The sequence below is a fragment of the Burkholderia aenigmatica genome (genome assembly GCF_048627025.1).
Lineage (GTDB): Bacteria > Pseudomonadota > Gammaproteobacteria > Burkholderiales > Burkholderiaceae > Burkholderia > Burkholderia aenigmatica.
Genome location: NZ_CP184468.1, coordinates 1,112,301 through 1,127,002, shown reverse-complemented (window position 1 = coordinate 1,127,002; position 14,702 = coordinate 1,112,301). Strand labels below are relative to the sequence as shown.

The 14,702-nt window shown below is 68.3% G+C and carries 11 protein-coding genes; 7 read left to right on the top strand and 4 right to left on the bottom strand.

Going from position 1 to position 14,702, the window contains the following annotated elements:
• Positions 1–57: 57 nt before the first annotated feature.
• From ACN8ZM_RS05320 to ACN8ZM_RS05305, 4 genes are read left to right on the top strand one after another with little or no spacing between them, the layout of a single operon-like run.
• Positions 58–558, top strand: a complete 501-nt coding sequence (locus ACN8ZM_RS05320) for an NAD(P)H-dependent oxidoreductase subunit E (protein WP_420210720.1) — start codon at positions 58–60, stop codon at positions 556–558.
• On the top strand, positions 555–2,135 hold the full coding sequence (locus ACN8ZM_RS05315; protein WP_420210719.1) for a formate dehydrogenase beta subunit: 1,581 nt from the start codon (positions 555–557) through the stop codon (positions 2,133–2,135). Before ACN8ZM_RS05320 ends, ACN8ZM_RS05315 begins: the two co-directional genes overlap by 4 nt.
• 17 nt (positions 2,136–2,152) lie before the next feature.
• The gene (gene fdhF / locus ACN8ZM_RS05310; protein WP_043181838.1) at positions 2,153–5,104 is read left to right on the top strand and encodes a formate dehydrogenase subunit alpha; all 2,952 of its coding nucleotides are present in this window, start codon (positions 2,153–2,155) and stop codon (positions 5,102–5,104) included.
• A gap of 7 nt (positions 5,105–5,111) precedes the next feature.
• Positions 5,112–5,363, top strand: coding sequence for a formate dehydrogenase subunit delta (locus ACN8ZM_RS05305; protein WP_043181836.1), 252 nt, complete (start codon positions 5,112–5,114; stop codon positions 5,361–5,363).
• An 8-nt stretch (positions 5,364–5,371) separates the two neighbouring features.
• Here ACN8ZM_RS05305 and ACN8ZM_RS05300 read toward each other — a convergent pair whose 3' ends face one another.
• A complete protein-coding gene (locus tag ACN8ZM_RS05300) occupies positions 5,372–7,015 on the bottom strand; it encodes an FAD-dependent monooxygenase (protein WP_420210718.1) in 1,644 nt (547 codons plus the stop codon).
• Positions 7,016–7,145: 130 nt separating this feature from the next.
• Between ACN8ZM_RS05300 and ACN8ZM_RS05295 the strand changes: the two genes are divergently transcribed.
• On the top strand, positions 7,146–8,987 hold the full coding sequence (locus ACN8ZM_RS05295) for a tetratricopeptide repeat protein (RefSeq protein WP_420210717.1): 1,842 nt from the start codon (positions 7,146–7,148) through the stop codon (positions 8,985–8,987).
• An 84-nt stretch (positions 8,988–9,071) separates the two neighbouring features.
• On the opposite strand, the gene ACN8ZM_RS05290 is transcribed toward ACN8ZM_RS05295, so the two are convergent.
• Positions 9,072–10,367 (bottom strand): MFS transporter, encoded by a 1,296-nt coding sequence (locus tag ACN8ZM_RS05290; RefSeq protein ID WP_205821110.1) that lies wholly within the window; start codon positions 10,365–10,367, stop codon positions 9,072–9,074.
• Positions 10,368–10,717: 350 nt separating this feature from the next.
• Between ACN8ZM_RS05290 and ACN8ZM_RS05285 the strand changes: the two genes are divergently transcribed.
• Entirely contained in the window at positions 10,718–11,662 is a 945-nt protein-coding gene (locus ACN8ZM_RS05285; RefSeq protein WP_420210716.1) for a hypothetical protein, read from the top strand.
• A 78-nt stretch (positions 11,663–11,740) separates the two neighbouring features.
• Here ACN8ZM_RS05285 and ACN8ZM_RS05280 read toward each other — a convergent pair whose 3' ends face one another.
• Entirely contained in the window at positions 11,741–12,433 is a 693-nt protein-coding gene (locus tag ACN8ZM_RS05280) for a DUF2968 domain-containing protein (protein ID WP_043181828.1), read from the bottom strand.
• A gap of 115 nt (positions 12,434–12,548) precedes the next feature.
• Positions 12,549–13,739, bottom strand: coding sequence for a gamma-glutamyl-gamma-aminobutyrate hydrolase family protein (locus ACN8ZM_RS05275; protein ID WP_420210715.1), 1,191 nt, complete (start codon positions 13,737–13,739; stop codon positions 12,549–12,551).
• Positions 13,740–14,019: 280 nt separating this feature from the next.
• Here ACN8ZM_RS05275 and ACN8ZM_RS05270 point away from each other — a divergent pair, with 280 nt between their 5' ends.
• A complete protein-coding gene (locus ACN8ZM_RS05270; protein ID WP_205821113.1) occupies positions 14,020–14,700 on the top strand; it encodes a GntR family transcriptional regulator in 681 nt (226 codons plus the stop codon).
• Positions 14,701–14,702 lie beyond the last annotated feature (2 nt).

Below are 14,702 nucleotides of genomic sequence, written 5' to 3'. Positions count from 1 at the left end.
CGCAATGCGCACTATATGAAGTCCATGCGCATATGAGACTTTGGAGGAGCATAACCGATGTCCCCGAACTCCCACGCGCCCGACGCGCTCGTCGAGCGCCACGCGCGCGCCGGCCAGTCGCTGGTCGCGATCCTGCACGCGATCCAGGACGACGCGGGCTACGTGCCGCCGGGCTGCGTTGCGCCGCTCGCGAAGGCGCTTAACCTGTCGCGCGCGGAAGTGCACGGCGTCCTGACTTACTACCACCACTTCCGCACCGCGCCGCCCGCGCGCGTGACGATCCAGATGTGCCGCGCCGAAGCGTGCCGCAGCATGGGCTGCGAATCGCTCGCCGCGCATGCGGAAGCGCGCACGGGGTGCCGGTTCGACGCGGCGCACGACGCCGCCGCGGATTCGCATGCGCCCGGTGAAGTCGCCCTCGAATCGGTGTACTGCCTTGGGCTGTGCGCGCAATCGCCGTCGCTGACGGTCAACGGCGTGCTGCATGCGAAGGTCACGCCGGAGAAATTCGACGCGCTGCTGGCCGACGCGGTCGCCCACGCTCCGGAGGCCGCATGACGACGACCCGCATCTACGTCCCGCGCGATTCGTCCGCGCTGGCGCTCGGCGCCGACTCGCTCGCGGCCGCGATCGTCGCGGAAGCCGAGCGGCGCGGTGTTGCGATCGAACTGATCCGCAACGGCTCGCGCGGGCTGCTGTGGCTCGAACCGCTCGTCGAGGTCGGCACGACCGCCGGCCGCGTCGGCTACGCAAACCTGTCGGCCGCCGACGTGCCGGCGCTGTTCGATGCCGGCTGGCTCGACGGCGGCGCGCATCCGAGCGGCGTCGGCCTCGTCGACGCATTGCCCTATCTCGCGCGCCAGCAACGCCTCACGTTCGCGCGCATCGGCCTGACCGATCCGCTGTCGATCGACGACTACCTGAAATACGAAGGCCTCGCCGGCCTGAAGAACGCACTCGCGCTCGACGGCGATGCCGCGTGCGAAACGCTGATCGAATCGGGGCTGCGCGGTCGAGGTGGTGCAGCGTTCCCGGCCGGCATCAAGTGGCGTACGGTCCGGCAGGCGAGCGCCCGGCAGAAATACATCGTCTGCAACGCGGACGAAGGCGACTCGGGCACTTTCTCCGATCGCCTGATCATGGAATGCGATCCGTACTGCCTGATCGAAGGGATGATCATCGCGGGGATCGCGACGGGCGCAACGGTCGGCTACATCTACGTGCGCAGCGAATACCCGCACGCGATCGCCACGCTCGAAGCCGCGATCGCCCGCGCACGCGAAGCCGGCTGGCTCGGCGAGCACGTGCTCGGCTCCGCGCATGCGTTCGAGCTGCACGTCGCGAAAGGCGCGGGCTCGTACGTGTGCGGCGAGGAAACGGCGCTGCTCGAATCGCTCGAAGGCAAGCGCGGCGTCGTGCGTGCGAAACCGCCGCTGCCCGCGCTCGCCGGCCTGTACGGCCAGCCGACCGTCATCAACAACGTGATCACGCTCGCGACGGCGCCCGTGATCTTCGCGCGCGGCGCGGCGTTCTATCGCGACTACGGGATGGGCCGCTCGCGCGGCACGCTGCCGTTCCAGCTCGCGGGCAACATCCGCCACGGCGGCCTCGTCGAGCTCGCGTTCGGCGTGACGCTGCGCGAGCTGCTGTTCGACTTCGGCGGCGGCACGGCAAGCGGCCGGCCCGCGCGTGCTGCCCAGGTCGGCGGCCCGCTCGGCACCTACCTGCCCGATCACCAGTGGGACGTGCCGCTCGACTACGAAGCGTATACGGCGATCGGTGCGGTCGTCGGCCACGGCGGCATCGTGCTGCACGACGACACGTCGAACCTCGCCGAACTCGCCGAATACGCGATGAAGTTCTGCGCGATCGAATCGTGCGGCAAGTGCACGCCGTGCCGGATCGGTTCGACGCGCGGCGTCGAGACGATCGCGCGCATCCGCCACGGCGACACGTCGGAGCGGCAGGTCACGCTGCTGCGCGACCTGTGCGACACGATGCTGGCCGGTTCGCTGTGCGCAATGGGCGGCATGACGCCGTATCCGGTGCTGTCCGCGCTCGACCATTTCCCCGAAGATTTCGGGCTCGCCGCCGGCAAGGATGCCGCGGCGGGTCCGGTCAAGGCTGCGGCCTGACCCAGAAGGAGCCCTGCATGTCCCTCGACACGAACAACGTCCGCCAAGGCGGCTGCGGCTCGGGCCAATGCGCGTGCAAGAGCGCCGCGCAGGCGCGTGCCAGCGACCCGTTCGACGATACCGACTACGGCACGCCGCAACGGCATGCCGATACCGACGTCACGCTCGAAATCGACGGCCAGCCGGTCACGGTGCCGGCCGGCACGTCGGTGATGCGCGCGGCGATCGAAGCCGGCGTCAACGTCCCGAAACTCTGCGCGACCGATTCGCTCGAACCGTTCGGCTCGTGCCGGCTGTGCCTCGTCGAAATCGAAGGCCGGCGCGGTTATCCGGCGTCGTGCACGACGCCTGCCGAAGCGGGCATGAAGGTGCGCACGCAATCGGACCGCCTGCAGTCGCTGCGTCGCAACGTGATGGAGCTGTACATCTCCGACCATCCGCTCGATTGCCTCACCTGCCCCGCCAACGGCGACTGCGAACTGCAGGACATGGCAGGCGTCGTCGGGCTGCGCGAGGTGCGTTACGGCTTCGACGGCGCGAATCATCTGCGCGACAAAAAGGACGAGTCGAATCCGTACTTCACGTACGACCCGTCGAAATGCATCGTCTGCAACCGCTGCGTGCGCGCGTGCGAGGAAACGCAGGGCACGTTCGCACTGACGATCGCCTCACGCGGCTTCGAATCGCGCGTCGCCGCGGGCGAAAGCGAATCGTTCATGGCATCGGAGTGCGTGTCGTGCGGCGCGTGCGTCGCCGCGTGCCCGACCGCGACGCTGCAGGAAAAATCCGTCGTGCAACTCGGCCAGGCCGAACACTCGGTCGTCACGACCTGCGCGTACTGCGGCGTCGGCTGCTCGTTCAAGGCCGAGATGAAGGGCACGCAGGTCGTGCGCATGACGCCGCACAAGAACGGCCTCGCGAACGAGGGCCACGCGTGCGTGAAGGGACGCTTCGCGTGGGGCTATGCCACGCACAAGGACCGCATCACGAAGCCGATGATCCGCGAGAAGATCACCGACCCGTGGCGCGAAGTCAGCTGGGACGAAGCGCTCACCTATGCGGCAACGCAATTCCGCAAGCTGCAGCAGAAGTACGGCCGCGACTCGATCGGCGGCATCACGTCGTCGCGTTGCACGAACGAGGAAACCTACCTCGTGCAGAAGCTGGTGCGCGCCGCGTTCGGCAACAACAACGTCGACACCTGCGCACGCGTGTGCCACTCGCCGACGGGCTATGGCCTCAAGACGACGCTCGGCGAATCGGCCGGCACGCAGACCTTCGCGTCGGTCGGCCAGGCCGACGTGATCGTCGTGATGGGCGCGAACCCCACCGACGGCCACCCGGTGTTCGGCTCGCGGCTGAAGCGGCGCGTGCGTGAAGGCGCGAAGCTGATCGTGATCGACCCGCGCCGCATCGACGTCGTCGACGGCCCGCACGTGAAGGCCACCCACCACCTGCAGTTGCGCCCCGGCACCAACGTCGCGATCGTCAACGCGCTCGCGCACGTGATCGTCACCGAAGGGCTCGTCGCCGACGCGTTCGTCGCCGAGCGCTGCGAGACGCGCGCATTCGAGCAATGGCGCGACTTCGTGTCGCGTGCCGACAACTCGCCCGAGGCAACCGCCGACGTGACGGGCGTGCCGGCCGAGCGGGTACGCGAAGCCGCGCGCCTCTATGCGACGGGCGGCAATGCCGCGATCTATTACGGGCTGGGCGTGACCGAACACGCGCAGGGCTCGACCACGGTGATGGGCATCGCGAACCTCGCGATGGCGACCGGCAACATCGGCCGCGAAGGCGTCGGCGTCAATCCGCTGCGCGGCCAGAACAACGTGCAGGGCTCGTGCGACATGGGCTCGTTCCCGCACGAGCTGCCCGGCTACCGGCACATCGGCGACGAGATCGTGCGCACGCAGTTCGAGGCAGCGTGGTCGGCGAAACTGCAACCGGAACCGGGGCTGCGCATCCCGAACATGTTCGACGCGGCGCTCGACGGCAGCTTCAAGGGGCTTTACTGCCAGGGCGAGGACATCGTCCAGTCCGACCCGAATACGCAGCACGTCGCGGCCGCACTGTCGGCGATGGAATGCATCGTCGTGCAGGACATCTTCCTGAACGAGACCGCGAAGTACGCGCATGTGCTGCTGCCCGGCTCGTCGTTCCTCGAGAAGGACGGCACGTTCACGAACGCGGAACGCCGCATCTCGCGCGTGCGCAAGGTGATGCCGCCGCTCGCAGGCTACGCGGACTGGGAAGTCACGCTGATGCTGTCGCGCGCGCTCGGCTACGAGATGGACTATGCGCATCCGTCGGACATCATGGACGAAATCGCGCGGCTCACGCCGACCTTCTCGGGCGTGTCGTACGCGAAGCTCGACGCGCTCGGCAGCATCCAGTGGCCGTGCAACGAGCACGCACCGGAAGGCACGCCGACGATGCACATCGACGCATTCGTACGCGGCAAGGGCAAGTTCGTGATCACGCAGTTCATTGCGTCGCCGGAGAAGGTCACGCAGCGCTATCCGCTGATTCTGACGACGGGCCGCATCCTGTCGCAGTACAACGTCGGCGCGCAGACCCGCCGCACCGAGAACGTGCAGTGGCACGAGGAGGACCGCCTCGAGATCCATCCGCACGACGCGCAGGATCGCGGCATCCGCAGCGGCGACTGGGTCGGTATCGAATCGCGTGCGGGGCAGACGGTACTGCGTGCGCTCGTGACCGAACGCATGCAGCCGGGTGTCGTGTACACGACGTTCCACTTCCCCGAATCGGGTGCGAACGTGATCACGACGGACAGCTCGGACTGGGCGACGAACTGCCCCGAGTACAAGGTGACGGCCGTGCAGGTGCTGCCTGTCGCGCAACCGTCCGACTGGCAGCAGGCGTACGCGCGCTTCAACGCGGAACAGCTCGACCTGCTCGAGCGCCGCGCAGCCGCGACCGCAACCGTGACGACAGGCAAGTGAGGACACGATGGACCACCGACACCTGATCGACATGGCCAACCAGATCGGCGCATTCTTCGAATCGATGCCCGATCGAGATGAAGCGCTGACCGGCATCGCCGACCACATCCGGCGCTTCTGGGAACCGCGGATGCGCCGCGCGTTCCTGGCGGCGCTCGACGACCCGTCGGGCGAGGCCGCGCAACGCGCGGCGCCGATCGTGCGCGATGCGATTGCCGTGCATCGCGCGTCGCTCGTGCCTGCCGCGGCGAGCGCCTGACCGCACCGCTACGCGGATCGCGACATGCCCGCGAACCAGCTTTCGCAGTGGCGCAGCAGCGCGTTCGCGTCGGTCGCCGTGCGTCCGCGCGCGGCGACATAACCGTCGGGCCGCAGCAGGTAAAACGACGGCCGAGAGCGGCCGTATTCCTGCACAAGCGCGCCATCACCGCCTTCGGCATCGGTGATGCGCCAGAATCGCACCGCATCCGGCATGATCCGTTCGAGCCCCTGCACGAGCGCCTGCGCATCGGCCGGTATCGGCAGCACCGTGCCGGCGTCGGCGTTCGCCGGCTCTTCCAGCAGCAGCAACGTGAAGCTCGCCGGATCGTGCAGGTCGTATAGCCGCGCCGTTCCGGGCGCCTGGCCGAGCGGCCCGTCGAGCACGCGCACGCGTGCGTCGGGTGCCCGCTCGCCCGCGCGCGGCCCGCCGTCGAGCACGCGCTCGAGCGTGAGCGGACTCTTCCGGTACTGCACGCCGAGTTCGCTGACCGTGCGCCGTACCGCATCGCGCATCGGCCCGAACGAAGCCAGCACCGGCACGACGTGATCGCGCAGCAGCTTCATCGCGCCGCGCTCGGCTTCGACGATCTGCGTGACGAAACCGGTCTGCCGCAACACGTCGCGCTCGATCGGATGACGTTCCGCGTGATACGTGTCGAGCAGCCGCTCGGGCGTGCCCGCGCCGAGCACGCGCGCGAGCTTCCAGCCGAGATTGAAGGCTTCCTGGATACCGGTGTTCATGCCCTGCGCGCCAGCCGGGCTGTGCACGTGCGCGGCGTCGCCCGCGAAAAACACGCGGCCGTGACGCAGCCGGTCGATCATCCGGCTGTGCAGGTGAAAATAGGACGACCACGCGAGATCGCTCGGCGAAATCGACGCACCGGCACGGGCACGCACGATCGCGTCGCATTCCGCGAGCGACGGGGTCGGCGCATCGGGCGACGCGTCGCTGCCGGGCGGCCGGTCGGCCACCAGCCGGTAACGGCCGCCTCCCATCGGAAACAGGCCGGCGATACCCTCGGGCGTCGTGAACAGGTGGATCTCCTCGTCCGGCCAGTCGGGTATCGCCGCGAAATCGGCCAGCAGGAAAGTCTGTTCGAACGCATGCCCGGTGAAGCCCAGGCCGAGCAGATGCCTGACCGTGCTGTGCGCGCCATCGGCCGCGATCAGGTATGACGGGGCGAACGATTCGTCGCGGCCGTCGGCGCGGCGGATCGACACGTCGAGCGACGCGCCGCCCGCTTCGCACGCGGTCAGCGTCGCGCCGCGCTCGACCGTCACGCCGAGCCGGGTCAGGTGCTCGGCGAGCAGGCGCTCGGTGACGGCCTGGTCGAGAAACAGCAGGTATGGATAACGCGTTTGCAGCGGATCGAAATCGAGCCGTGCGATCACGCGGCCGTCGGCATGGAGCGCGGCCGCATGCGCGCGATGGCCGAGCGCGAGAAACGGCTCGACCGCGCGATGCTGCTCCAGCAGTTCGAGCGTGCGCGCCTGGATGCCGATCGCGCGCGAGTGCGGCGCAGGCGCGGCGAGCCGATCGATGATACGCACCGGCACGCGGGCTCGCGCGAGGCTCATCGCCGCGGCAAGGCCGGTCGGACCCGCGCCGACGATCAGCACGGGCCGGATATCGGGCAGTGTGTCAGCCATGAGAACCTCGATGACACGCGATCCTGCAAGTCTACGCCGCTCCCGGTGACGGGGCCATATGCCGATCGGCAAACGAGCGGCACCGCCGCGCGGTGTGGGAAAATACGCGCTTTCCGTCAGTTTTCGCGTCATGGATTCCGCATTCGAACGGGCGTATGCCGCACACCGCGCGGGCCGCCTCGCCGAGGCCGAGCACGGCTATCGCAACGCGCTCGCCTCCAACCCCGCCGACGCCGACGCGCTGCATCTGTTCGGCGTGCTGCGGCACCAGCAGGGCCAGCACGCAGAGGCGGCCGATCTCGTCGGCCGCGCTGTCGCGCTGCGTCCGGACGATGCCGCGCTGCAGCTCAATCTCGGCAACGCGCTGAAGGCGCTCGGCCGGCTCGACGAAGCCGTCGACCGCTTTCGCAATGCGCTGACGCTCGCGCCCGAATTTCCGCTTGCGCACTACAACCTCGGCAACGCGTATGCGGCGCTGCAGCGTCACGACGATGCGATCGATGCGTTCGGCCGCGCGCTCCGGCTCACGCCCGACGATGCGTCGATCCACAATAATCTCGGCAACGCGCTGAACGCGCTCGGCCGCCACGACGACGCGCTCGCCGCGTTCCATCGTGCGCTCGAGCTGCGGCCCGGGCATGCGGGGGCGCACAACAACCTCGCGATGGCGCTGAACGCGATGGGCCGCGCCGACGACGCGATCGCGCACTTCCAGGCCGCGATCGCCGCTCAGCCACGCTTCGTCGCCGCGCACTTCAATCTCGGCAACACGCTCGATGCGGTCGGCCGGCATGCCGAGGCGGCCGCCGCGTTCGAAGCCGCGCTCGCGCTGCATCCGCCGTTTCCGCTCGCGCTGTTCGGGCTCGCGAACGCACTGAGCGCGCAGGCCCGCCACCGCGACGCGCTGCCCTACTACGAGCGTGCGGTCGGTCTCGATCCATCGTTCAGCCTGGCCTGGCTGAACCTCGGCAACGCACATCACGCGCTCGGTGCGCACGAGATGGCGCTGCGCGCATTCGACCAGGCGCTGCGCGTCGCGCCCGATCTCACGCTGGCCCGGCTGCACCGTGCGGTCACGCTGCTCACGCTCGGCGACTTCACGCGCGGTCTGCCTGCCTATGAAGCGCGCCACGACACGCCGGGCGCGACGCCGCTCGGCACGCTGCCGCGCTGGCAGGGCGAGCCGATTGCGTCGCGCACGCTGCTGATCCGTGCGGAACAGGGCTTCGGCGACACGCTGCAGTTCGTCCGCTTCGTGCCGCTCGCTCGCGCGCGCTGCGCGCGCGTCGTGCTCGAAGTCCAGCCGGAACTCGTGACGCTGCTGGCGCCGGCCGCGTCGCGCTGGCGCGTGACGCTCGTCGCACAGGGCAGCGCGAAAGCGCCTGCCGCGGATATCGCATGCACGCTGATGAGCCTGCCGTTCCTGCTCGGGCTTCAGACGGAGGAGGACATCGTCGCGGGCTCGCGCTACCTCGATGCCCCCGACGGCACCGGCAGGCGCTTTCGCGGCTCGCTCGGCGGGCAGTCGAAACGCAAGTTCGGCCTCGCGTGGTCGGGGCGCCGGCAGGCGCAGGAAAACCGCTCGATGCCGTTCGACGCACTTGCACCGCTGCTCGCGCTGCCGGACATCGACTGGATCGTGCTGCAGCCCGCACTCGACGACGACGAACGCGCGCGCGTCGACGCGCATCCACGCGTGCATCGGCTCGACGGCCGGCTGAACGACTTTGCCGACACGGCTGCGCTGGTCGAGCGGCTCGACGGCGTCGTCACGATCGATACGGCAGTCGCGCACCTCGCCGGCGCGCTCGGCAAGCCGCTGTGGGTCATGCTACCGTTCGCGCCGGACTGGCGCTGGTTCACTGGCGACGACTGCCCGTGGTATCCGCAGGCCCGGCTCGCCCGCCAGCCCGCGCCTGGACAATGGCTCGACGTGGCGGCCGCAGTTGCCGGCATGCTGCGCGAAGCCTGAACGCAGACGAAAAAAGGGAGCGCGGCGCGCTCCCTTTTTCAATGCGATGCCTGCGGCCGGCGCCACGCGATGGACGGGTGGCGCTCAGGCCGCCTTGTACTGGTTGCGCGCCTCCGGCGTGCGATACAGCACGAGCGTCGCGACCAGCCCGCAAATCGCGGCGACGCTCAACCACAGCCCCGGCGCCGCCTTGTTCCCGGTCTGATGAATCAGCAGCGTCGAGATCGCGGGCGTGAAACCGCCGATCGTCGTCGCCAGGCTGTATGCGAGCGAGAAACCGGCCGTGCGCACATCGGCCGGCATCACTTCGGTCAGCGCGACGACCATCGCCCCGTTATACGACGCGTACAGGAACGACAGCCACAGCTCGACCGCGAGCAGCCGCAGGAACGACGGATCGCCGACGAGCCACAGCACGGCCGGGTACGCCGACAGCAGCGTCAGCACGGTGAACGTGATCAGCACCGGGCGGCGCCCGATGCGGTCGGACAACGCACCGGACAGCGGCAGCCACACGAGATTGGAGATCCCCACGCAGACGGTCACGACGAGTGCGTCGAGCGACGACAGGTGCAGCACTTCCTTGCCGAACGTCGGCGTATAGGCGGTGATCATGTAGAACGACACCGTCGTCATGATCACCATCCCCATGCCTGCAACCACGACGCCCCAGTTGTCGAGCATCGAACGCATGATCTCGCCCATCGTCGGACGATGACGCTTCGCGAGGAACTCGTCGGTCTCCTTCAGCGAACGACGGATCAGGAACAGGAACGGCACGATCAGGCAGCCGATCAGGAACGGAATGCGCCAGCCCCACGCGGTCATCTCCTCGGCCGGCAGCAGACGGTTCAGCAGCACGCCCACGAACGCGGCGAACACGACGGCCACCTGCTGGCTGCCCGATTGCCACGACGTATAGAACCCCTTGTGCCCCTTCGTCGCGATCTCCGACAGATAGACCGACACGCCGCCGAGTTCGACGCCCGCCGAAAAGCCCTGCAGCAGCCGGCCGAGCAGCACGAGCGCAGGCGCGAGCACGCCGATCGTCGCATAGCCGGGTATCGCGGCCACCGTGAGCGTGCCGAGCGCCATCAGCCCGAGCGTCAGGATCAGCCCCTTGCGGCGGCCATGGTGGTCGATGTACGCACCGAGCACGATCGCGCCGACCGGCCGCATCAGGAAGCCCGCGCCGAACACCGACAGCGACAGCATCAGCGACGCGAATGCATTACCGCTCGGAAAGTAGGTTTTGGCGATGGCCGACGCGTAATAGCCGTAGACCATGAAGTCGTACATTTCCAGGAAGTTGCCGCTGACGACCCGGAACACGGTGCGGAATTTCGATTCCTGCGCGATGGCGTGTGACGCGGTGGACATGGATTTCTCGCTCAGCTCGGATGGCGCGAATCCGCGCCGCATGGATCCGACGACGCACGCAGCGCCGGGCCGGCGCGCACGGACATCGCTGCCCGCCGGCGGCGCGCCGCGCAGCGACGCGCGCACCGGCATGGTTCGCGCATCATGCCACGTCAACCCGACATTTGCCTTGTGTCGCCCCTGCCGTTGCCTTCTCAGAGTTCTCCTAGTACGAGTCGTCCCGAAACGGAAGCAAAAATCGGATTGATCTGATCGACCGGCCTTCGCCGGCTGACCACAATGTCTCGATTTGCAACGACAGTTCCGCGCCGCACCGGCACGGTTGCCCGTGTCGCGTGGCGCACCGCCCTATGACCCCATCGCACCTCGTCCCCGTTGCAGGCGTGCTCGCCCTCCCACGCGTCGCTCCGCTCGATCGCGTGCCGTCGTTCGGCCGCGACTGGATCTTTCGCGACGCACCCGGCGCGCAGCCCGGCAAGCACTGCGTCGCGACACTGACGACGACCTGCATCGACGTAGACCGACCGCACCGCACGTGCCACTGGCAGCCGCTGCCCGTCGCCGCGTCGGCCCCGGCTCACGTCGGATCGTCGGTTGTACTGCCTGCCGCTGCGGATCGGCACTCCCGCCATGCCGCCGGCGGTTTTCGCGACCGGCGTGCACGGTACGCGATCTGCTGGAGCATCGGCGCGCTCGGCATCATCGGCTGGCTGATTGCCGCACATGAACAGCCTGTGGAGTTCGCGCCTGCCTACGCGATTCAAACGGCAGGCGGCGTACCGGATCACGCTACGTCGTCGTCCGACACCGTGCGGATCGCCACGGTTCAGACGCGTCCGTCGACGAGCGCGCCACCGCAGCACAAGATGGCCGAGCCCGTCGCGACAACGGCCGCATCGCCGCCGGCCTATCCCCCCGTCACGCGTCGTCCGGCGTCGCTTCGTCCGAGGGCAACGTCCAGCGTGCCGCACACGACCACTGCATCGCTGCCTCGTTCGAACGGTAAGCGCACGACGGCGACACCGGCCCGGCCCACGACCATGCCGCGGCTCGCTGCGCATCCGCCGATACGGCGCAACACGGTCGACACCCGGGCACGCGATCGAGTCGCAACCGCGCCACGCGCTGTCGCCAATTCGCGCGGCACGCTCGACGATCCGCTCAGGCTGATTGCGATGGCAGGCGCGCTGCGCAGCCAGCCCGCGCAACGCACGCTCCCTCCAGTCAATTTCGACTGGACGACGCAACTGTCCCATCGCCGCCTGACCGATACGCCGGACGCGTTCACGCGCTGACGGCCGCGTCATAAAAAAACCCGGCGAAGCTCGCTTCGCCGGGTTTTGCTCGTCTCTCTGCGTCCGTCTGACGAATCGTTACTTGTGCGCGGGCAGCCCCGTCTCGGTCTGCTTCTCGAGCTGTCGCACCTGCTCCTGCAGATCACGCAGCTGCAGCTGCGCGGCCCGCTTCTCGACCTGCAGCGCCTGTGTCTGCTCCTGCGCCGACCGCTGCCGCTGCGCAACTTCGGCCTGCTGGCTGCGCGCAACGCTCAGGTCGGCCTGCAACTGCTGCGCACGATTCGCCTGCAGCGCAATCACGCGCTCGAGAAACGCCTTCTGCGCCTCCAGCTCGGTTCGGCGGATCTCGATATCGGCAAGTTGTACGGTCTGCTGAACGAAGTTCGCATACACCATCTCCGCGCGGCTCTTCTCCTGCGACCGGATCACGCGCCACAGGTGCTTGTCCTGGAACAGCGCGACGTAGTACGTCATCTCGCGCGGATCGAACATCAGGCTCGCGCCGTAGCTGCCGTTGTAGGTCGTACGCATCTCGACGATCCGGCCATCGTGCAACATCTGCGTCAGCTCGGCGACGTTGCCTTGCGCGGACGTATCCGTCTCAGCCACGCTGGTTGCCGCCACGTCACCGCGCAGGCTCGTGACTGCCGGACGCGTGCCGGCGGCGGGCGCGGTCGCATCGGCGGACCAGGCCGTGCCCGCTTGTGCGCAGGCAGCCAGCGCAACGATCCACGTTGCGCATCGTGCAGGGGAAAAATTTCGGAAAGCCAACGTCAGACTCCGGCGAACGAATCGGGACTCGCGATTATCGTTCAAAACGAAACGGCCGCATCTCGAATTTATCGGGATGCGGCCGGTCCTCTTGCGACGCGGAGAATGTCGCTTGCTACAGGCGGGTTTCACGCGCCGCGCGCAGGAACGCATCGAGCAGCGGCGTGCAGTCGAGCAGCTCCGAACCGCCGGCCCGATGGAACTCGGGGTGCCACTGCACGCCGACGACGAACGGCGAACGCCGATGGCGAATGCCTTCGATGATCCCGTCGCCGGCCGACACGGCCTCGATGTTCAGATCGCGGCCGAGATCGCGAATCGCCTGATGGTGGATCGAGTTGACGATCGCTTCGCTGCGCCCGGGGAACATGCTCGCGAGCGTCGACGAATCCGGGAAGCGGATCGCGTGACGATGCTGGTCGTAATGCTCGCTCACGTGCGCATTCGCGGTCGGCACATCGGTGGCGATGTCCTGGTACAGCGAGCCGCCGAACGCGACGTTGATCAACTGGCAGCCGCGGCACACACCGAGGACGGGTTTGCCGGATTCGACGAACTCGTGCAGCAGCTCGAGTTCGTACATGTCGCGCACGCGATCGCCCGGCCATTCAGGGCGAGCGTCGGATGCGGCGTAGGTTTGCGGGGATACGTCCGCGCCACCCTGCAGCAGCAGGCCGTCGAGATGCTTCGCGTAATCGCGCAGGCGGATGTTGCTCGGGTGAATCATGCCCTGGTGGCCGACGGTCGGAATCATGAACACGAGCACGTCGCGCGACATCACCCAGTGGGCGATCGATTCCTCGAGATACTGCAGCGTCTTGCCGCGCAGCCCCTTCGCACCCGGTTCCGGATGGAAGATCCGCGCGGACACGCCGATGCGCAGCGTGCGCTGCGTGATGCGCTGACCGGCACGGTCGAACAGCCGGCGCGCACGCGCCGCCACGATCCGGCCGAACACCGACCACGGCGTGTCGCTCTGCTTCAGATAGGCCGGCGGCGCATTCTGCGCGCTCGCGGGCGGCGGGCGCGGCGTGTCGAAGTCGGGTTGTGCACCGAACCCCGGCGGTGGCGTGCCATGCTTCGGCGGCACGGCAGCGGCAGCGCCATCGATGGCGGCACCCTTGGCACCGGGCGCACCCGGCTCGGACGCAGCCGTCACCGGCGACGCGCCGTCCGCAGCGACGTGCTGCGCGGCGGCCTGGGCGGCCGGCGCATCGGGCGCTTTCGCCGGATCGGTACGAGGAGAATCGGAAGAAACGGAGGAGGTGCCGGGCAGACCGGCCGGGGAAGGCGTGTTTTCGTTCATGACGATGGTCTGGTACGTCGCTCACGCGTATGGATAAACGAGGATTCATTATGCTTCAGCGCACGATCGAGCGGCAAACCTGCAACATCCTGTCGATATTGTTGCAAGTTGGCGGCAAACCGCGCCGGGGCGCGTCCCCGTTCACGTGCGCGTGACGCCAATGCCGTGTGGTCGGTACTGGACACCAGTGATATATCACAATAATATCCAGACATCGCTCACGCTTCCCGGTCTCCCGCGCCATGATCGCGCCCCGCCCGGCCACCGCGCCGCCTCCCGCATGAATGCCCTGACCGACGTCACCCGCGACCGGCCCGCCGCACCGGCGGCCAGCCTCGCCGACCGCGCGTACGCGCTGATCCAGCGCGACATCATCACGATGCGCCTGAAGCCCGGCGCCGCCCTCAACGAAGCCGACCTCGTCGCGCGCACCGGGATCGGCCGCACGCCGGTGCATCAGGCCGTCCATCGGCTCGTGCTCGAAGGGCTGCTGTCCGTGATGCCGCGCAAGGGATTGATGGTGCAGCCGCTGTCGCTCGACGACATCGTCGCGGTGATCGACGTGCGGCGCATCAACGAGGCGCACTGCGCGGAACTCGCCGCGCGCCATGCCACGCCCGACGATCTCGCCCGCCTGGCCGCGCTGCTCGACGACGGACAGGCCTGCGTCGACACGCACGACGTCGAGGGCATGATGGAACTCGACCGCGCGTTCCACCAGGCGATCGCCGCGGCTGCGCGCAATGCGGTCCTCGCCGAGATCCTGCGCGCGCTGCACGAGCGCTCGCTGCGCTTCTGGTTCGTCACGCTGTCCGAACCTCACCATCTCGCCGACGTCCAGCACGAGCATCGCGAACTGTTCGATCGGCTGTCCGCGCGCGACGCCGCCGGCGCGCGTGAAGCCGTCGAAAGCCATATCGATTCGTTCCGCTCCACGCTTCTTCAACATCTTCGTCCCTGAGC